Origin of the sequence: Bacillus sp. AFS055030 (assembly GCF_002574545.1) — a bacterium.
GTDB lineage: Bacteria > Bacillota > Bacilli > Bacillales > Bacillaceae_G > Gottfriedia.
Genome location: NZ_NUGT01000037.1, coordinates 1 through 19,287, shown reverse-complemented (window position 1 = coordinate 19,287; position 19,287 = coordinate 1). Strand labels below are relative to the sequence as shown.

Genomic DNA, 19,287 nt, shown 5'->3' with positions numbered 1-19,287 from the left:
TTTGAAAGATACTTCCTCATGTGGAAGGAAAAACAAGATCATTTTTCAATACTCTGAAAGAACATGTCTTTATGGCAAGTTCTTTTTTACTTAAAGCACAAAAACCCACAAGGAAACTAATCTACCTTGTGGATTTCTCTATTACCTAGGGTGTGCCGAAGTAAAATAACCAAAGGATACATAATCTTGAACAGGAATCCATGCACCTACACCTTGTGAAACGACATTTTTAACTTGTAGCGATCTTTTATTACCTTTTAAAATCAAATAAACTTCTCCAAAAGTAACTTTTCCTTTTTCATTAACTGCAGGAGCATATGCATATAAATAGCCGAGTTGCTTTGGCGGTACATTATATACTCTTTCATTTTTAGTTCCAGCTCCAACTACTGTTTGGAATGCTAGTGGAAGAGTTGTTTTTTCTGATGCATCATGCATCATTAAATTAATGACCTCATCTGCGTTTCTTACTTTAGCAGTTAAGCCACCTTTAATAATTTGTTGCGAATTTTGGTAGTATTTAATTCGTTTATACGTTTTTTCTCCTCGATTATCTAGAAAGTTCGTATTTATTTTTTTATATTGCCAATTAATTGTTGTCTCATTTGATTCGTAATTTAACGGCCAAACTCCTAAGTAAATCTTTGCATTATAGCCTACTGCAAATGGCGCTTTGCTGACAGAGGATTCATTAAACATACGAATTAGATTTGGATTCTCTATTTTTACATTTGATGAATTTAATAATTGCTTTGCTAATCCCCCTGGTTGAAGTTCTGGAAGGTCTTGAGTTGGATTAGGGTAAGTATTCTCTTTTGTCACATTGGCAGCCGAACGTGGGACTTTGATTTCTGATTTAGCTGCTGCTGCAAAAGTTGTTTGTCCATTATTTAAAGAAATAATTAAAATAGCTATATTCAAAAGAACGAATGGCTTTAACCATTTAGACATATTCATGCCCCTTTCACAAATAAGGAAATTATTACTCTTAGCATGAACAGTTTATGCAAATATATGTATTCCTTAAAGTGAAAATTTTGCTATGAACTTAGCCTAATATATAGTTTCTCTACTGGTCCTCTTAACCTCTGCAAAATAGGACCAATACTGAATGTAATTAAGACAGTACCGATGCCTATTGGACCTTGAAGTAAAAAAGCTAAAACTAAAGCAAACACCTCACCAATCGTTTTAGCCACCCCTAAACTTACTCCGAACCGTTTATTTAGCGAGATCATTAAATCATCAATTGGACTTAACGGAAACTTTGCTTGTAAATAAATCGCAATACCAATCGTCATACTCAAGATAGCTAGTACTAATTGGATATACCTAGTGACAATATTTGAATCAAATAAATACTCTGACTCTACAGTTAGCCAAAAATCAAGAAATCGTCCAATTAAAATAAACGTAATCGCAGCAAGCCAATCAGGTCTTTTCTTTTGCAAAAAAGCATTTACAAACAATAGTACTGATGAGTTAATGATAATCCAATTTCCAACAGATAAGCCAAAGGTTTTCGACTCCCCAACTGCTAATGCATCCCATGCACTAGCTCCTAGCTCAGCTTTAATGGCTAGACTAATTCCTAAAGTTAAAAATAGTAATCCAATTAGATAAAAAATAACACGTATGATTATTTTCAATTAATTACCACCTTCAATTTTAGTTTTTTATAATAAATAGAAACCAATCCCCATAATGAAATAAGCAGCTAATAAGGTTAACCCTTCAAACCAGTTTGTATCCCCATCATTCATAATAGCAATTGTTAAAAATACAGAAGTAACCATCGAAACTAATTCAGGCATAGAAAAAATCAATGGCATTCTTTCCCCTATAAATAAAGAACAGATTACTAATACTGGCGCTACGAACATAGCGATTTGTAGAGATGAACCAACAGCGATTTCTACTGAAACTCCTACTTTATTTTTATAGGCCATTACAATTGCTGATGCATGTTCTGCAGCATTACCGACGATTGCAACAACGATAATCCCGATAAATAACTCAGTCCATCCGAATTTATCTCCCACTGTCGTAAACGTGTGAACTAGCTTTTCCGAAACATATCCAACCGCTACCGTAGCTAATGCTAAAATAATCATGGCTTTCATTGTTCCCCATTCAGCTTCTTCATGTTCTTCTTCAACTTCTTGATTTTTAGCAACGTATACCCCACGATGTGTTACTAATTTGAAGAATAAAGCAGCTAAATATAAAATCATTAAAACAATCGAAACGCCTACACTAAGTGTCATCTCTTTATCAGGAGACATGTTAACTGAAAATATTTCAGGAATAACAAAGGCTAGTACAACTGCAAAGATCAGCAAGCCAGAATTATGTCTTGCATCGTAAACATTAAAGCTTTGACGCTTAAACTTTAGCCCTCCGACAAAAAAGGAAAGTCCACCTACAAGAAGTAAGTTACCGATTACAGAACCCGTTAATGACGCTAAAACAACTTCTGATAATCCGTTTTGTAATGCAAAAATCGCAATAATTAACTCTACGGCATTACCGAATGTTGCATTTAATAGTCCCCCGATTCGTGGACCTGCCGCAATCGCTAAACTCTCTGTAGCTCTTCCCATAATTCCTGCCAAAGCAATAATCGTTACACAGAAGATGATAAATAAAAGAATTTCACTCCAGTGCATTAAGCTTCCAATTACCGATAATGGTACGCCTATTAACGTAATGATAAAAAATAAACGCTGAGTCATAATTACCCCCTAAATAAATTTCCTTATAAATATCATATGCAAAAGGCTTAAAAAAATAGGTTTAAATGTAAAACAATTAACAAACACTTAAAGTGTTGGTAGCTAAAACCATCAATTACTTAAATAAAAGTTTCATTTTAATCTATATTGCTCAAAGGATTATGACCTCGAGAACTAGAATTACATAAGTTGGAGATCCGGTTGGTAGAATAGTTTTCTACCTTCCTTCTTCTGAACTAGGAGGGAGTTATTAAAAAATGATTCAACAAAATATTATGAAAGTACTCAAAGCGAAACAATTAGGTCTATTTACAACCATTCGCGAGGACTTTCCGCATAGTTGTTACATGATATTTTTCTTTAAAGGCTTAACACCTTATATCGCTACAAATAAGAATTCACAAAAAGTAGACGATATAAAAAATAATCCAAATGTACATATATTACTTGGACACGATGGTGACCGATTAGATGATAACTTTGTAGAGATGTTTGCAAGAGCTGAGGTAATTGAAAACGCAGCGCCAGAAGAGAAAGTATGGACTGAAGAATTGTCTAGATGGATTGAAGGTCCAGATGATCCAAACTATGTACTCATTCAAATGAACCCAATTAAAATCGGATATGTAGAAAAGGCAGGTACAGAACCTACTTTTATGAAGCTGTGAATAACAAATAACAAAAAAATCCATTCGATCATACTCGAATGGATTTTTGAACTTTCGCCTTAAGTTTTTTATTTATGATTAAAAATAAACAAGCCCCGACTATTGCCCCGATTGAATCAATTACTACGTCATGTACTAACGGCGTTCGATTTGCAGTAAAGGATTGGTGAAATTCATCTGAAGCTGCATAAAGGATTGAAAAAATTACGCCTAATAAAAATGCTTTCTTCACATAAAGCTTTGCTAATCTTGTCGCAAAAAAGGCAAGTAAAAGATAGATTGAGAAATGGGATAGTTTACGAATAAGGAATTCTGTGAATCCTGCTACTCCAAGCTCTTTTATACTGACTTCATGTCCAGCATAGTTAAAATGGACAAAGGTAAAGTGCTTCATTACATCATATAAAAATGTTAAATGGCTTAGTTCTGGTCTTATATCTTGTTTTTCATATGGTGTTGCCGATGAATAAAAGATAATACTAGCTATAAGGATCACAGGTATCCAATAACCAATAAACATTCTAGTTTTACTTTTGGATTCCATCATATTCCTTTCCAATACATTTTTGTATCTATAAAAGTCTATTAAAATAGACACTATTATGAAGAAAATCTTTTTCATAAAGTGTCTATTTCCTTTATTGGCTTACATGCATATTTTGTTCACGGTCTTTTGCACGTTCTGCAGGTGTTAATTTATTATATTCAGTTAAGAATTTTTGATAGTTATCGCATACTTTATTTATTTCACCATACTCAACTAATTTTCCATAATGAATCCATAAACCCTTCGTGCAGAAGTTTCGAACTTGACCTAATGAGTGACTAATAAAGAAGATTGTTTTACCTTGTTCTTTAAAATCATTCATTTTATCTAAACAACGTTTTGTAAAGGTAGGGTCACCAACAGATAATGCTTCATCGATTACCATAATGTCTGGGTCGATATTGACAGAGATCGCAAATCCAAGTCTTGATCTCATACCACTTGAATAGGATTTAACTGGTTGATTAATAAATTTTCCAATTTCGGCAAATTCAATAATTTCAGGCGTGATTTTTTCAATTTGCTTTATCGTAAGACCCATCATCAATCCTTTAAGTCGAATATTTTCTAAACCAGTTAATCGGTTATCTAATCCAGCTTGGATGGCAATAAGTGAAGCAACTCCATTTACTTCAACTTCACCTTCATTTGGCATTGTTACACCAGCGATTAAATTAGACATTGTACTCTTCCCTGAACCATTTAAACCAATGATTCCTACAATTTCACCTTGTTCAATTTCAAAGGAAATGTTTTTTAAGGCATGAAAATACTCTCCGCCTTTACCACCAAAGAATAAATCCTTCAGCTTGTCAGTCGGTTTATTATAAATTTTAAATTTTTTTGTTACATTTTTAAAAACAACTTTTTTTGTCATACATTTCACCTTCTATAGGAAATCAACAAACTGCTTCCTGAATTTAACATGAAAAATTGAGCCGATAACGAAAAAGACTAACAATACACCCCAAAAGTAAAAAGTATAACCAGAGAAAATAATATCGGAATGGCCATATAACAATGCGCCTCGATATCCCTCTACAATATAGTAAAACGGATTAAGTTTCATCAATTGAGTTAATAGATTTGATCCTTTTGGTTCCCACAGAATAGGTGTTAAATATAAAAGCATTCTAGTAAAAGATTGAATTAATAAATGAACATCTCTAACCATTGTAGATAAAGTAGATGTCAGTAATGCAAGGGCAATATTAAAAATCAAGCCCGTAATCATAAAATAGATCAAAGCAAAAATATTCATCTGATCGATACCTTGGTTAATAATCACACCAATTAATAATACGGCCATCATGAATAAATGTGTATTGAACCTAGATAAAACGACATATGACGGAATAATACTTAACGGAAAATTCATCTTTGAAACTGTTCCGATTCGATTAAAAATAGAACTTGACCCTTGCATGATTCCTGCACTAATAAAGAACCACGGAATTAATCCACAAAGCATCCAAAGAAGAAACGGTATTCCATTAACTGGAGCTCCACCCCTAATTCCCGATCCGAACGTTATCCAGTAAACAGCTATTTGAAATAGTGGGTTTAAAAATACCCAAATTACACCTAGTTGGCTATCTGCGTATTCTTTACGTGTTTCATATGATGAAAGACGAAAAATTAAAGATAAGTTTTTAGCATGTTCTTGTAAAACTGTTTTTATACTACTCATAAATCAACCACATTCTTCTTTATTTCTTTATATAAATTACCGTAATTAACAAATTTCATATGAGAATCACTTGAAGTTGGTACACAATTACGTGTATCAAATAGTACAGCTTGCTTCATTTGTTTAGCAAGTTTATTGTAGTCCATCGTTTTAAATTCATTATGATCTGTTAATACAAGAATTAAGCTTGCATCTTCCACAGCTTCTTCAGCAGATAAAACACTAATTTTATCAGAAGTTACATGTGGATCATGAATTGTGACATTTAGTCCTTCTTCGTTCAATAACTCAATAATTTCCATTGCAGGACTTTCACGCATATCGTCTACATTACCTTTGTATGTCACACCAAATGCTGCAATCTTAGGATTATCTATACCTGAAACTAGTCCTTTTACTGAATCAACAACATATTTAGGCATCGATACGTTTGTATCACGAGATAATTTAATCATACCAGCTAATTCAGGCGTTTTAGCTACAATAAAGTATGGGTCAACAGCAAGACAGTGACCCCCAACACCTGGTCCTGGTGAATGAATGTTTACACGTGGATGTTTGTTTGCCATTTGAATAACATCTAATACATTAATTTCTAATGAGTTACAAATTTTTGTTAGTTCATTTGCCAAAGCAATATTTACATCACGGAATGTATTTTCCATTAGTTTAGACATTTCAGCAGTTTTTGCATCTGTTTGAATGATTTCGCCTTCTACAAATGTACGATACACTTTTGCCCCTGCTTCACTACATGCAGCTGTAATTCCGCCTACGATACGATTATTATGAATTAATTCATGTAAAATTTGGCCTGGTAATACACGTTCTGGACAGTGAACAAGATAAATATCTTCACCGACAGTAAATCCAGCTTGTTCTACTAATGGTTTGACAAAGTCGTCCATACTTCTAGGTGCGATTGTTGACTCAACGATTAATACATTCCCCTTTTTTAAGAAAGGAATGACTTTTTGAACCGCGTCTAGTACATATGATAAATCACAAGATTTATTCTCATCATCATTATTAGGTGTTGGTACTGCAACAATAAATGCATCCGCCTCTTCAGGTGTTAAAGACGCTCTGAAAAATCCTTTTTCTACTACTTCTTTAACCATTTCGCCTAATCCAGGCTCTTCTATATGAATTTCTCCAGAATTTAATTTATCAACAACACTTTTTTGTACGTCTACACCTACAACACTTGCGCCATACTTCGCAAACATTGCAGAAGTTGGTAATCCTATATACCCTAGTCCAATTGTGCAAATTTTCATTTTACTATAACCTCTTTCAGAAATTTTACTAATTTCTACTCTTTCGCTTCACTAATAGTTTACTGATAATTAGATTATAGTAAACGTCATAATTAGTAACTTTTTGGATAGTTGGATAAAACTTATGTCTTCATAACTTACTTTTTCATTTTAGGAAACAATGAAAAAGCACCAATCATCATTTTAAATTAGTAGAAATTATATTTCAATAAATATCTATTTATCTTATTAATCTTACAATTAATTTTCACGATTCGACTCTATTTTACATTAAATTAACTAAGATTTAACAAACTTGTATCGTAAAGAGAATAGTGAAAGAAGATAAACTACTTTTCTTAACTTATTTTTTGTCATTTTAGGGTTGGATTTTAAGGATAAATACATTTTTAATGCTCGTTTATCTTTTAATCGTAATGTCTCTGCAATGAACTTTGGGACAACACTAAGCTCATCTTTGATCGATTCATTTCGGATTGTTTTCATAAATTCATTACCAACAGACGCAAGATTTAGCTTCTCGTCAGCTGTTAGTTTATTTGCTTTTATATTAATAGAGTTAATAAAGAATTTAAGTTGTCTTCTTTCTATATGGATTAAATCATTTGTAAAACCATTTGCTTCATAATAAGTACGTAGCTCTTTTTGAAGTACGACTAATTGTTTAAAAAATTGAATGGACCCAGATTTAATTAAACTATTTTCTGGATCTTCAACTCGATAGCCAATGACATCTACATCACATACAACTGTACAGTTTGATTGTAGTAAAGCTTTCTCCGTAAAAAATAAATCTTCACCGACACGAAGTTCTTCGTGAAATAGAATCCCCTCGCGCTCAAGTAGTTCTTTTTTAAATAATTTATTACTAGCAGATGGTGTAAGATGCAGCTCTGGATAGTCAAGAATCTGTCTAATTTCTGGTAAATCTTCTTTGAAAATGTCTTCCATATAATTTAAACGCCAAGTTTTTTCGCCGTTAAAGCATAAAATATTACCGACTGCCGTATCTGCATTATATTTTTTTGCTAAAGAATATAATTTGGCATATGCATCATGGTAAGCAATGTCATCTCCATCTAAAAACGCAATATATTCCCCACTTGCATGAGATAAGCCTGTATTTCTTGCAGCACTTGGTCCTTTATTTTCCTGCTTAATAAATTTTGCATTTTGATACTTTTTTGTGAATTCCTCAGCTAAAACGCTACTTTTATCAGTTGAACCGTCATCAACAACAATCAGTTCTATCTCTTTTAAAGACTGATCTATGACAGATTGTAAACTTTCCTCAATAAATTTCTCCTTGTTATAGTTAATAACTACAACACTTAACTTATAAATGGTCATCTCGCATACCTCTCTATGCATAGAAAGGTAAAAAGAAATATGGCATCATCCCTAGTTCTTTTTACCTTCCCTACTAAAATATTCACATAATCGAAAAATTTTTAGCTTACCATTGCCTTTTCACCATATAAAACTTTTTCGTAAATTCCGATGAAAATTTTCTTCTCATTATTCCAATTATATTTATGTCTTGCTTGTAGACAATTTTTGCTCATTTCGTCTCGAACTTTAGGATTGTCTAATAAATAGTTCACACCTTCAGCAATTGAATCAACATCGTGGGAGTCTACACATACACCAGTATGTTCACCTTCAACTACCTTTTGAATTTCTGGAAAGCTACAAGCAACAACTGGTACACCGCTCATCATGTATTCAAATAACTTATTCGAAGACGCTGAATAGTGATTAAAATTAATATTATTTAATACTTGAAACCCTAGATAAGCATTTCTTGTATAATTCAGCAATTCATCAACTGGTACTTTATCAATAAATTTCACTTTATCTTGTAATTGTAACTCTTCTACTAAGTTTAAAAGAGTAGGCTTTATTTTTCCATCACCAATAAAAACAACGATTCCTCTTTTAAATAAAGGAGTAGCTTTTACAATTAATTCTAACCCACGTCCCTTTTGTATACCACCTTGATAAAGAAGAATCGGCTCGTCTTCACTAATTCCTAGTTTTTCATGAAGATTAATCGCATGACTTTCTTCCGGCTTTGATACAAATGGATAATTGTGAATGACCTCAGGATAGTCAATATGATATAAATCTTGAGTATATTTTGCTCTAGTATTATTTTCGTGAATCATCACATCAATATATTTAATTAAGAACTTCTCAATTTTACCAAAAATCGGATTCTCATAACCAGATCGACTAGATTGAACTTCATGTGAATCATAAATTAATTTACTTTTTTTGAAAACTTTTGCGCAAATAATTCCTTGAGGTAAGGTATTTAAATCATTCGCATGATAAATATCATAATCCCTTTTAAGCCCATGATAAATCATTTGTAAAATATTATAGCCTCTAGTTAATAGCACTTTCATATAACGATTACCAAAAAGAACGATTACAGCAGCAATGATAATCGTTGCAACTGCATTTAAAAATAAACCAAGTAAGACAAGTAAAATAGCAACTAGTTTCATTAATAAACTACTTTTTACTAAGTTAAAGATCTTTGCACAATAATATACAAGATGATAGATTCCAAATGGAAGGCGATTATTTACACGTATAACATTAAATCCTTCTTCCATACGTTCTCTTTTTGGCAATTCTTTTGAATCATCATGTAAAGCAATTAAATCAACATCATATCCGACTTCTGCTAGTGCAGAACATTCACGCAGTACACGTGCATCATTCGTAAAATGATTAAATACAAACGCACAAACCTTTTTATTCATGGATATCCTCCATCACTTTTAATAACACATTAATATTCGTTTTCCAACGTAGATTTTTGTATGCATATTGATAACCATTTTCTCCATATTTTTTTCGGAGAGATGGATCATTTGCAAGTTTATAAATATTTTCAACCAATTCTTCAGGCGAATCTTCTTTTAAGATCATTCCACAGTTTGCTTCATGAATAATATCACTTGCATACCCTGCTACATCTCCAATGATTGGTTTCTTCACACACATATAATCAATTATTTTCCCTGGTAAAACCGTTTTAAACACTTCTTGGTTTACTAAACTTACATAAGCAATATCAGCACTTGCGACAAGTTTTAATGTTTCGTTTCGGGATTTCGCAGTATGAAGTGTTACATTTGATAATCCATTCGATTCAATATAATTCTTCACTTCACCTGTATTTTTCCCATAGCCAATAATCGAAAAATTAATTGATTTATTGTCCTTTAAGATTGCAGCAGTTTTCATAAACTTATGCAAGTCCTGTGCTAAGCCTAAATTCCCAGTATAAATAACGGTGATCGGTTCATCTTCTAGCTGCTCTTCATTATATGCCAATTCACTTTCAGTTAATGAATTAGGTAAAAATGTAATTTTATCCTTGCTAACATTTTTATTTGTCATATAGTCGATAAAACTTCGGCTATTAACAATTATTTTTGTTGCTTTTTTATATAATATTTCTTCTACTTTATATGCCGTTTTTAAAATGAAAGGATTAGAGAAAACTTGTACGCCAGTTAATGACTCTGGCCATAAGTCTCTTATGTCTAATATTAGTGGAGCTTTTAACTTCCATTTAGCAATTAAACCTGCCACACCTACAAATATCGGCGGAGATGTAACAAAAATATAATCAAATTCAGCCTTTTGTTTAAAAATAGTACCAATAAATCGTACCATAACTTCCAAATATAAATATAATCTCTTTAAAATACTTCCAGAGTGTTTTTTGATTGAAGGATCAATTCGAATGACATCCTTTTCGTCAACTAATGGTTCATTCCAAAATTGTTTATCTTCATATAATTCACGACTAGGATATCTAGGTTCTAATGTTAGTACTTTTACATCGAAACCCTTTTCCTTTAACTCTATATAAATATTTTTCATACGGTTTGCTGCACTACCTATTTCTGGATAAAAGTGTTGCGAAATAAGTAAAATCTTCTTTTTATGTAAGCCCAAGAATGTCTTACCTCCTGAATAAAATAATCATCAACTCTAACTAGACAAAATATACGATATTTTACCATAAACCATTCTTTTTTACCATTTTTCTAATAATCAATCATTTAATTTGAAGCTACTTGTACTATACCATCGAATAATATAGTATAATGTCGACTAATTATTTTTTATTTGATATTATTAAACTTATGTAAAATCAACAATTGACGAAATGTAATTTTTTTGTATACTTTGGGTATTTTATTAAAATATCCTTACTTGACAGATTAATTCCAAAATTAAAAAGCAGGTGAAATGAATGATTTATGCAGAAATATTAGCGGGTGGAAAAGGTACTCGCATGGGAAATGTTAGTATGCCAAAGCAATTTCTAGCACTGAATAACCGACCAATTATTATCCATACAATAGAAAAATTCATCTTAAATGACGACTTTAGAAAGATTTTAGTTGTAACGCCAAAAGAATGGATTCAACATACAAAAGATATTATCAAAAAGTATATTGGTACGAATGACCGTATCGCTGTTGTTGAGGGTGGTAGCGACCGTAATGAATCAATTATGAGTGGTATTCGCTATTTACAACAAAACTTTGAAATTACTGATGAAGATATTATCGTAACACATGATGCTGTTCGACCATTCTTAACTCATCGAATTATCGAAGAAAATATTGATGCTGCTCTTAAATATGGAGCTGTTGATACGGTTATTGAGGCTGTTGATACAATCATTCAATCTACTAATCACGATACAATTACAGATATTCCAGTAAGAAATACAATGTATCAAGGACAAACTCCTCAGAGTTTTAATATTAATCTACTGACAAAACACTATTCTGAATTAGATTCAGAACAAAAAGCAATTTTAACTGATGCTTGTAAAATTTGTCTTCTAAAAGGTGTAGACGTAAAGCTAGTTAAAGGTGAAGTTTTTAATATGAAAATTACAACTCCGTATGACTTAAAAGTAGCAAATGCACTTTTAAAGGATCAGGTGACAACAAAATGATTAATCAAATCTATCGTTTAGTTTCAACAAAACAAATTGAAATCACTTATAAAGAACAATCTTTAGAAGGTGATTATATCGTTGTCCGTCCAACACATTTGTCAATCTGTGCAGCTGACCAACGATACTATACTGGTACTCGTGGAAAAGAAGCGATGGCCAAAAAATTACCAATGGCATTAATCCATGAAGGTGTTGGTAAAGTTGTCTATGATCCAAAAGGCGAATTCAAAACTGGCACACATGTCGTGATGATTCCAAATACACCTACTCAAGTTGATGATGTCATTGCTGAAAATTATTTAAAAACGAGTAAATTTCGCTCAAGTGGCTATGATGGTTTCATGCAAGATTATGTATTTCTTGAAAGAGACCGTGTCGTAGGATTATCAGAAGACATAAACTTGCAAGTTGCAGCATTCTCTGAATTAATCAGTGTAAGCATGCATGCAATTGTCCGATTCGAAGAACGAGCGCACAAACGTCGTGATGTGTTAGGCGTTTGGGGTGATGGAAACTTAGGATTTATTACAGCTCTAATCCTGAAAAAGCGCTATCCAGAAAGTAAAGTATATGTATTTGGTAAAAACCATTCAAAATTAAGCTACTTCTCATTTGCAGATGAAACGTATCAAATTGATGAAGTTCCTGAAGATGTAACAGTCGACCATGCTTTTGAATGTGTAGGTGGTATTGGTAGTCAATACGCTGTTGAGCAAATTATTAATCACATTCAACCTGAAGGCTCGATTCCATTACTTGGCGTATCTGAATATCCTGTTGAAATCAATACGCGAATGATCCTTGAAAGAGGAATTACGTTAATAGGTAGCAGTCGAAGTGGACGCTCTGACTTCGTGGAAACTGTTAACTTCCTTCATGAGAACCCTGAAGTAGTCGAATATTTAGAGACTCTAATTGGGGATGTAAATGAAATTCGTAGTATCGATGATATTCATAATGCATTCGAACGTGATTTAACAACTAATTGGGGAAAATCAGTTATGGAATGGAAAATATAATATAAATTTGAGGGGATACTGCTCTCCTCTTTTTTATGTTAATCATATAACTCATAAACTATTTTAATAATGAGGAGAAAATACTTAAAATGAATTTTGAAGTAGTAAGACCATCTAATATTGATCAACCTAAGGTTAGTATCATTATTCCTGTATATAATGTAGAAAATTATATTAAAGAAACAATTGAATCACTTACCAAACAAACATTAAGTCCAATTGAAATTATATTAGTTGATGACGGTTCAACTGATAATACGCCAAACATTATCAATGACCTTTTAAGCTTGTATCCAAATATACTATATGCGATTCAGAAAAACGCTGGTCCAGGTGTAGCAAGAAATAATGGATTAACTTTAGCTAAAGGTGAATACATTAGCTTTGTAGATTCTGATGATTTATTACCTGAAGATGCACTTGAAACTATGTATCTAGCAGCAATAACTGAAGATGCTGAAGTCGTTACGGGCGCTTCTTTAAGCTTTAATAGTACTCGTTCTTGGTATATCGCAAGCCATGTTAATAATGGTGTATATACTCCTGGTACTAAATCACTTATTGCAAATAAAGGACTATTATATTCTTTAGGCCCTTGTAATAAAATGTTTAAATCGACTTTAATTAAAGATATGTCATTCCCAACTGATATTAGAGTAACGGAAGACCACCCATTTATTATTGAAGCTTATTTAAAAGCAAATAAAATTTTTACAGTTGATAAAGTAATCTATCATTACCGTAATCGTGAAGAAGCATCAAATCTTTCTCTTTCACAAGTAGTACGCGTTGATTCTGTTAAAGTTTTACGTGATATCTTAAAAAGTTTAAGTTATTCTAATCAATTATGGAATCGTTTAATTCAAAACGAACTAGAGCGTTTAGATGTGATGGGTGTTTATTACCATCGTATCGTGACAGCTGATCTATGGCCTGCTATTATGAGCGCCGTTCGTTCAAAAGATGCTTCAATTCAAGAAGAAGCTTTTCAATTAATTTATGATTGGCTTAAGACACTTGACTATAAGTTATATAATAAAGTACCTGCCTTAACTAGAATTACATCATACGAGTTAGTACCTCATTATGGTCTATTATCACAAAAGGCAAAACAATTGCATTTAAACTGGTTAAAAGAATGGGCAAAACTTAGTAACCCAGGTACAATGCATACATTGAAAAACTCTAGTCGAAAATTTGATACACACTTGTGTTTAAAAGCATTACAAAAAAATTCAATCAAACCAATTCAGCGTCATATTAGCAAACGTGATCGCCGAAAACGCATCAATAAAATGAAGAGTCGTTTTAAGAGCGCATTTGCACGTCGAGTAGTTTTTAAGTTTGCTAGTTTACTACCTGTAGAAAATACAATTGTTTTTGCATCAAATAAATCAAAAGGTCTTGATGATTCATATCCTTTTATTTACGAAGAAATTAGAAACAAACGCCCACAATATAAAGTAGTGGATGACTTCTTAAAAAAACGTGAGTTCTCTGATTTATGTAAAACATACTACCAATTTGGCCGTGCTAAATATATTATTCTAAATGACTATCACCGCCAAATTTATAAAATGAATTTTAGAAAAGAAACAGAAGTAATCCAAATGTGGCATGCTTGTGGTGCATTCAAAAAGTTTGGACATAGTGCAGTAGGCTTTGCCGATAGTAATCCAAAACAATTTGAAACAAATGCTCACAAACCATATACAAAAGTTGTTGTTTCAACGAAGGAAGTTGTACCTCATTACGCTGAGGCATTTAATATAGATCCAAAAAATGTATTACCTTTAGGACTACCTAGAACTGACCTTTTCTTTGACGATGTGACAAAGGATTATGTTCGTAGAAAATTCTTAAATAGATTTCCAAAATTAAGAGATAAAAAAATTATTACCTATGCTCCAACATTCCGAGGAAACCCAAGAGATCGAAAAACGTTTCATTTGGAACTTGATTTAGCTTCAATGCAAGAAAAATTAGGGGAAGATTATGTACTTGTTCTAAAATTGCATCCTGCAGTTACGAATAATGTAAAAATCCCTGAATCTGCTCGTGATTTTGTATTGAATTTAGGTAATGAGAATATTAATGAAGTATTATTAATGACAGACATTTTAATAAGTGATTATTCTTCATTATTATTTGAGTATGCATTACTTGAAAGACCTGTTATTTTCTTTGCATATGATTATGAGAACTATATGAAAGAAAGAAGTTTCTTCTATGATTACCACGAATTTGTACCAGGTCCAATTACTTCAACTACAAAAGAAATTATCGATTTAATCGAAGAAGATCAGTTTGATTTAAACAAAGTGAAAGAATTCAACCAACGTTTCAATGAAATAGCTGATGGACGAGCTTCAGAAAGATTCGTAGAAACATTAATTAAATAATGTGTAAAAGGCAAGTAATCATTTAAATCTGTGGATTTATCTGTTTACTTGCCTTTTCTTTGATTGAACCGATTCATAAATCCTTTACATAGGAATAATTTCCAATCGTTTTGACAAAATTACTTTTAACTAATAAATAAACTTTTATTTAATCGTTTGAAATGAGGAAAAATTGATGAGTTTTGAGTTAATAATCAACCCTGATTTAATGGACGTTAAAGTTAGTTTAATCATCCCTGTATACAATGTAGAGGAATATATTGAAGTAACCTGTTCATCCTTAGTTAATCAATCACTTGAAAATATCGAAATTATATTTATAGACGATGGTTCAAGTGATCAAAGTGTTGAATTAATTAAACAATATGCAAAAGATTATCCAAATATTGTATTAGGTATTCAAGATAATAGCGGACCTGGTACGGCTAGAAATAATGGTAAAAAGATTGCTAGAGGTGAGTATATCGGCTTTGTCGATTCTGATGATTTATTGCCTCACGATGCAGTCGAAGCAATGTACCAAGCAGCAATTGATGAGAATGCAGAGGTTGTTACAGGGCAATCATTAAGCTTTAATAGTACGCAAAAATGGTTTATTGGCAGTCATGTTAGTAATGGAGTAAATATACCTGGAGAAAAATCATTACTCTCAACCCCAGGACTACTCTATTCACTTGGACCATGTAACAAACTATTTAAAGCTAGCCACGTCAAAAATATCAATTTTCCTAAAAATATAAAAGTAACTGAGGACCACCCTTTTATCATAGAAGCATACTTAAAAGCAAATAAAATTTTCACCGTTGATAAAGTTATTTATTACTATCGCTCTAGAGAAGCTGAAGATAATATTTCCTTATCTCAAATTGTCAGAGTTAATTCTGTTAAAGTCTTAAACGATATTTTAAAGAGTCTATCAATTTCCGATCCTCTTTGGGATCAATACATTGAAAACAAATTTGAACGTAATCAATTAAAAGCACATTATTACCAAAGAATCGTCATGGCAGATATATGGCCAGCAGTTAATAGTGCTATTCGAAGTATGGAGACAGAGGCACAAGTTGAGAGTTTAAAACTATTTTTGGAATTTGTTAATAAAATTGATCTGAATCTTTATAACAAAATCCCAGCAATACCTCGGATTCTATCGTATGAAATCGTTAATCGATATCATTTTATGAGCCCAGAAGCTAAACGAATACATTTAGACCTTCTAAAAGTTTGGGAAGAACGATTAAATCCAGAAATGGCGCATCAATTAATAACTTCACAGCACAAATTAGAAGTTAATGCTTGTTTAGCGGCCGTTCGAAAAAACAGTATATCCCCTATTAATAGTCTAGTCAGAAAGAAAGCAAACAAAAAAAGAAAAAACAAATTCTCAAGTCGCATAAAAAGTGCCTTCGCTAGACGGGTTGTCTTAAATTTTGCAAAAATGCTCCCAATGAAAAATGAGATTATTTTTGCATCAAATAAATCAACTGGACTTCAAGACTCTTATTATTTTATATACGAAGAACTAATTAAAACAAAACCAGAATACAAAATTATTGGCCATTTTATTCGAAAGCGTAATTTCTCTGAGCTATGTAAAATGTATTATGATTTTGGACGCGCAAAATATGTCATACTAAATGATTACCATAGACCTCTTTATAATGTAAATTTACGAAAAGATACGAAAGTCATTCAAGTATGGCATGCATGTGGAGCCTTTAAAAAATTTGGACTTTCTGCAGTAGGTTATAAAGATAGTAATAGTGAGGACTTTGAAATTAAAGCACATACCTCTTATTCGAATGTGATTGTTTCTTGCGATGAGATCATTCCTTTTTATGCAGAAGCATTTAACGTTCCTGAATCAAAAGTTTTAGCATTAGGTCTACCAAGAACGGACTTTTTTTATAATGAAGAAATGTTAGAGTCTGTAAAACGAAAATATTTCAATAAGTATCCAATGCTGAAAGGCAAAAAAATCATTACTTATGCACCAACATTTAGAGGTAGCCCGAAAGAGCGAAAGAATTTTAAATTACAATTAAACCTAATCCAAATGGCCAATCAACTTCAAGATGAGTATGTCCTTGTACTTAAACTACATCCAGCCGTTAAAAAAGGAATTGTTATTCCACAAGAGGCTAAAGATTTTGTCATTGATTTAGGCAATCATGATATGAATGAAGTACTTTATCTGACAGATATACTAATCAGTGATTACTCATCACTTGTATTTGAGTATGCAATTTTAGAACGACCAATGATCTTTTATGCATATGACCTTGAAGAATACTTAGATGAAAGAAGCTTTTTCTATGATTATGAAGAGTTTGTTCCAGGACCAATTGTCAGAACAACTGATGAAATCATTAACATCATAAAAGAAGATAACTACAATCTTCAAAAAGTAGCTGAGTTTAATCATCGTTTTAATAAATATCAAGACGGCCAATCAGCTAAAAGACTAATTCAAACTTTAATTAAATAATGAGGCTCTTGCCGACTAGTTATTTTACATGGTCTAGTTTGTATTCCTATGGTAAAATTAAATATCATAATTTTAGTTAATAGATAAAGAAATCTATGATTGCTAGTACATTATTTAAGGAGAAGTTTTATGAAAAAGATCTTGATTACAGGCGGTGCTGGTTTTATTGGTTCGAATCTTGTAAAAATGTATGTAGACAAAGGTTACCAAGTTGTAGTTGTAGATGATCTTTCAAGCGGAAACATGGCTACTCTTCCACCAAATGTTACTTTTTACGAAGAAAGTATTGGTCATTCTAAATTTATTGATATCGTACTAAAAGAAAAGCCAGATATCATCAATCATCACGCAGCACAAATCGATGTTCAATTTTCAATCCAAAATCCTTTAGAAGACGCAAAAATTAATATTTTAGGTACAATCAATTTATTAGAAGCTGTGAAAAAACTAAGAGAACAAAAAGAAGTAACGCTAGTCTATGCTTCTTCAGCAGCTGTTTACGGTAACCCAGTCTATTTAGGAGTGGATGAAAACCATCAAAAACAGCCTATTTCATATTATGGCATTTCAAAATTAACACCTGAATATTACATAAATGTATACCATCAACTATATGACATCTCTTATACGATTTTAAGATATGCCAATGTATATGGTATTGGCCAAGATCCAAAAGGTGAAGGCGGAGTGATTAGTATTCTAATGGACAAAATCCTATCAAATTCTACTTTCACAGTTTTCGGAGACGGCGAGCAAACTAGAGATTACATCTATGTAGAAGATATTGTTTCAGCAAACTTCCTAGCTGGAGAAAAACCAGCAAATGATGTATGTAATGTTGGTACAAATAAAAAAACATCTTTAAATACATTATTAGATATTACTGAACAAATTCTAAACCGAAAAATTGAAGTCCGATACGAAGATGAACGCAGTGGGGATATTCATGATAGCTATTTAACAAATGAAAAAATACACTCATTATTAAATTGGCAACCAGCCTACACTTTGTATGAAGGACTGGAAAAAACATTGAATTATTATATTGAACAAGCTAATAAGGCTGTTGACTAAACTTAAACCATATCGAAAACAAAAACGACTAAACTTTGTTTACTGTAATTTACAGGCAAGCAAAAGGTTTAGTCGTTTTTATTTCATTTTTGTTTAATAAAAAGGCTCTGTTATAAAATAATGTTGATTTGCTTATTCAAGTAAATGGCAGTTTAGTGGAATAAGACTTTACCTATATATTTGTTATTTTGGTAATATTGAGTTGAGGGAGGGGTGGAATTGCAAAATGACAATTCAATGTTAATAGATGAGTTTATTAAAAATGCAGTTATCCAAGGGCAAGCAACCTTGGATGGTAATTACAAAAAAGGTAATAAGGCAGCTGATAAACTAATTAAAATAATTCATAAAATGAAACAGGATATAAATGTCAACTTAAACA

15 protein-coding genes and 1 pseudogene are annotated in these 19,287 nt (G+C 32.0%); 6 read left to right on the top strand and 10 right to left on the bottom strand.

Translation table 11 applies throughout. The annotated features are described in order from the left end of the window. Positions 1 to 141 precede the first annotated feature (141 nt). From CN925_RS15175 to cax, 3 genes are all read right to left on the bottom strand, one after another. Positions 142 to 951 (bottom strand): YfkD famly protein, encoded by an 810-nt coding sequence (locus CN925_RS15175; protein WP_098847062.1) that lies wholly within the window; start codon positions 949 to 951, stop codon positions 142 to 144. An 89-nt stretch (positions 952 to 1,040) separates the two neighbouring features. Continuing rightward, entirely contained in the window at positions 1,041 to 1,649 is a 609-nt protein-coding gene (locus tag CN925_RS15170) for a YczE/YyaS/YitT family protein (protein WP_286138397.1), read from the bottom strand. Positions 1,650 to 1,676: 27 nt separating this feature from the next. After that, positions 1,677 to 2,735 carry a calcium/proton exchanger gene (gene cax / locus CN925_RS15165; RefSeq protein WP_098847061.1) on the bottom strand — a complete coding sequence of 353 codons (1,059 nt, stop codon included), beginning with the start codon at positions 2,733 to 2,735 and terminating at the stop codon, positions 1,677 to 1,679. A 257-nt stretch (positions 2,736 to 2,992) separates the two neighbouring features. Here cax and CN925_RS15160 point away from each other — a divergent pair, with 257 nt between their 5' ends. Then, on the top strand, positions 2,993 to 3,403 hold the full coding sequence (locus CN925_RS15160) for a pyridoxamine 5'-phosphate oxidase family protein (protein ID WP_098847060.1): 411 nt from the start codon (positions 2,993 to 2,995) through the stop codon (positions 3,401 to 3,403). A 28-nt stretch (positions 3,404 to 3,431) separates the two neighbouring features. Here the strand turns inward: CN925_RS15160 and CN925_RS15155 are convergent, their stop codons facing one another. From CN925_RS15155 to CN925_RS15125, 7 genes and pseudogenes are all read right to left on the bottom strand, one after another. Next, complete coding sequence (locus CN925_RS15155) at positions 3,432 to 3,950, bottom strand: VanZ family protein (RefSeq protein ID WP_180232978.1); 519 nt, start codon at positions 3,948 to 3,950, stop codon at positions 3,432 to 3,434. Between the two features lie 106 nt (positions 3,951 to 4,056). Beyond that, positions 4,057 to 4,827 (bottom strand): annotated as a pseudogene (gene tagH, locus CN925_RS15150) (teichoic acids export ABC transporter ATP-binding subunit TagH); the annotation flags it as partial. Between the two features lie 12 nt (positions 4,828 to 4,839). After that, complete coding sequence (locus CN925_RS15145) at positions 4,840 to 5,640, bottom strand: ABC transporter permease (RefSeq protein ID WP_098847057.1); 801 nt, start codon at positions 5,638 to 5,640, stop codon at positions 4,840 to 4,842. Continuing rightward, positions 5,637 to 6,920, bottom strand: a complete 1,284-nt coding sequence (locus CN925_RS15140; protein WP_098847056.1) for a nucleotide sugar dehydrogenase — start codon at positions 6,918 to 6,920, stop codon at positions 5,637 to 5,639. Before CN925_RS15140 ends, CN925_RS15145 begins: the two co-directional genes overlap by 4 nt. 279 nt (positions 6,921 to 7,199) lie before the next feature. Then, complete coding sequence (locus CN925_RS15135; protein WP_180232977.1) at positions 7,200 to 8,270, bottom strand: glycosyltransferase family 2 protein; 1,071 nt, start codon at positions 8,268 to 8,270, stop codon at positions 7,200 to 7,202. Positions 8,271 to 8,371: 101 nt separating this feature from the next. After that, positions 8,372 to 9,694, bottom strand: coding sequence for a glycosyltransferase (locus CN925_RS15130; RefSeq protein WP_098847054.1), 1,323 nt, complete (start codon positions 9,692 to 9,694; stop codon positions 8,372 to 8,374). Continuing rightward, entirely contained in the window at positions 9,687 to 10,901 is a 1,215-nt protein-coding gene (locus CN925_RS15125; RefSeq protein ID WP_286138395.1) for a glycosyltransferase family 4 protein, read from the bottom strand. The genes CN925_RS15130 and CN925_RS15125 overlap by 8 nt, the downstream gene beginning before the upstream one ends. A gap of 301 nt (positions 10,902 to 11,202) precedes the next feature. Between CN925_RS15125 and CN925_RS15120 the strand changes: the two genes are divergently transcribed. From CN925_RS15120 to CN925_RS15100, 5 genes are all read left to right on the top strand, one after another. Continuing rightward, positions 11,203 to 11,919 (top strand): IspD/TarI family cytidylyltransferase, encoded by a 717-nt coding sequence (locus CN925_RS15120; RefSeq protein ID WP_098847053.1) that lies wholly within the window; start codon positions 11,203 to 11,205, stop codon positions 11,917 to 11,919. Further along, entirely contained in the window at positions 11,916 to 12,941 is a 1,026-nt protein-coding gene (locus CN925_RS15115; RefSeq protein WP_098847052.1) for a ribitol-5-phosphate dehydrogenase, read from the top strand. The genes CN925_RS15120 and CN925_RS15115 overlap by 4 nt, the downstream gene beginning before the upstream one ends. A gap of 89 nt (positions 12,942 to 13,030) precedes the next feature. After that, on the top strand, positions 13,031 to 15,343 hold the full coding sequence (locus CN925_RS15110) for a bifunctional glycosyltransferase/CDP-glycerol:glycerophosphate glycerophosphotransferase (RefSeq protein ID WP_098847051.1): 2,313 nt from the start codon (positions 13,031 to 13,033) through the stop codon (positions 15,341 to 15,343). Positions 15,344 to 15,518: 175 nt separating this feature from the next. After that, positions 15,519 to 17,831: a bifunctional glycosyltransferase/CDP-glycerol:glycerophosphate glycerophosphotransferase gene (locus CN925_RS15105; protein WP_098847050.1), complete on the top strand. Its 2,313-nt coding sequence runs from the start codon at positions 15,519 to 15,521 to the stop codon at positions 17,829 to 17,831. A gap of 129 nt (positions 17,832 to 17,960) precedes the next feature. Then, entirely contained in the window at positions 17,961 to 18,905 is a 945-nt protein-coding gene (locus CN925_RS15100; protein ID WP_098847049.1) for a GDP-mannose 4,6-dehydratase, read from the top strand. The last annotated feature ends 382 nt before the right edge of the window (positions 18,906 to 19,287 follow it).

What these genes read in the sequence shown, in the direction of transcription:
- CN925_RS15175 (WP_098847062.1), bottom strand. Translation starts at nt 951, where the DNA reads ATGTCTAAATGGTTAAAGCCATTCGTTCTTTTGAATATAGCTATTTTA.
- cax (WP_098847061.1), bottom strand. Translation starts at nt 2,735, where the DNA reads ATGACTCAGCGTTTATTTTTTATCATTACGTTAATAGGCGTACCATTA.
- CN925_RS15160 (WP_098847060.1), top strand. Translation starts at nt 2,993, where the DNA reads ATGATTCAACAAAATATTATGAAAGTACTCAAAGCGAAACAATTAGGT.
- CN925_RS15155 (WP_180232978.1), bottom strand. Translation starts at nt 3,950, where the DNA reads ATGATGGAATCCAAAAGTAAAACTAGAATGTTTATTGGTTATTGGATA.
- CN925_RS15145 (WP_098847057.1), bottom strand. Translation starts at nt 5,640, where the DNA reads ATGAGTAGTATAAAAACAGTTTTACAAGAACATGCTAAAAACTTATCT.
- CN925_RS15140 (WP_098847056.1), bottom strand. Translation starts at nt 6,920, where the DNA reads ATGAAAATTTGCACAATTGGACTAGGGTATATAGGATTACCAACTTCT.
- CN925_RS15135 (WP_180232977.1), bottom strand. Translation starts at nt 8,270, where the DNA reads ATGACCATTTATAAGTTAAGTGTTGTAGTTATTAACTATAACAAGGAG.
- CN925_RS15130 (WP_098847054.1), bottom strand. Translation starts at nt 9,694, where the DNA reads ATGAATAAAAAGGTTTGTGCGTTTGTATTTAATCATTTTACGAATGAT.
- CN925_RS15120 (WP_098847053.1), top strand. Translation starts at nt 11,203, where the DNA reads ATGATTTATGCAGAAATATTAGCGGGTGGAAAAGGTACTCGCATGGGA.
- CN925_RS15115 (WP_098847052.1), top strand. Translation starts at nt 11,916, where the DNA reads ATGATTAATCAAATCTATCGTTTAGTTTCAACAAAACAAATTGAAATC.
- CN925_RS15110 (WP_098847051.1), top strand. Translation starts at nt 13,031, where the DNA reads ATGAATTTTGAAGTAGTAAGACCATCTAATATTGATCAACCTAAGGTT.
- CN925_RS15105 (WP_098847050.1), top strand. Translation starts at nt 15,519, where the DNA reads ATGAGTTTTGAGTTAATAATCAACCCTGATTTAATGGACGTTAAAGTT.
- CN925_RS15100 (WP_098847049.1), top strand. Translation starts at nt 17,961, where the DNA reads ATGAAAAAGATCTTGATTACAGGCGGTGCTGGTTTTATTGGTTCGAAT.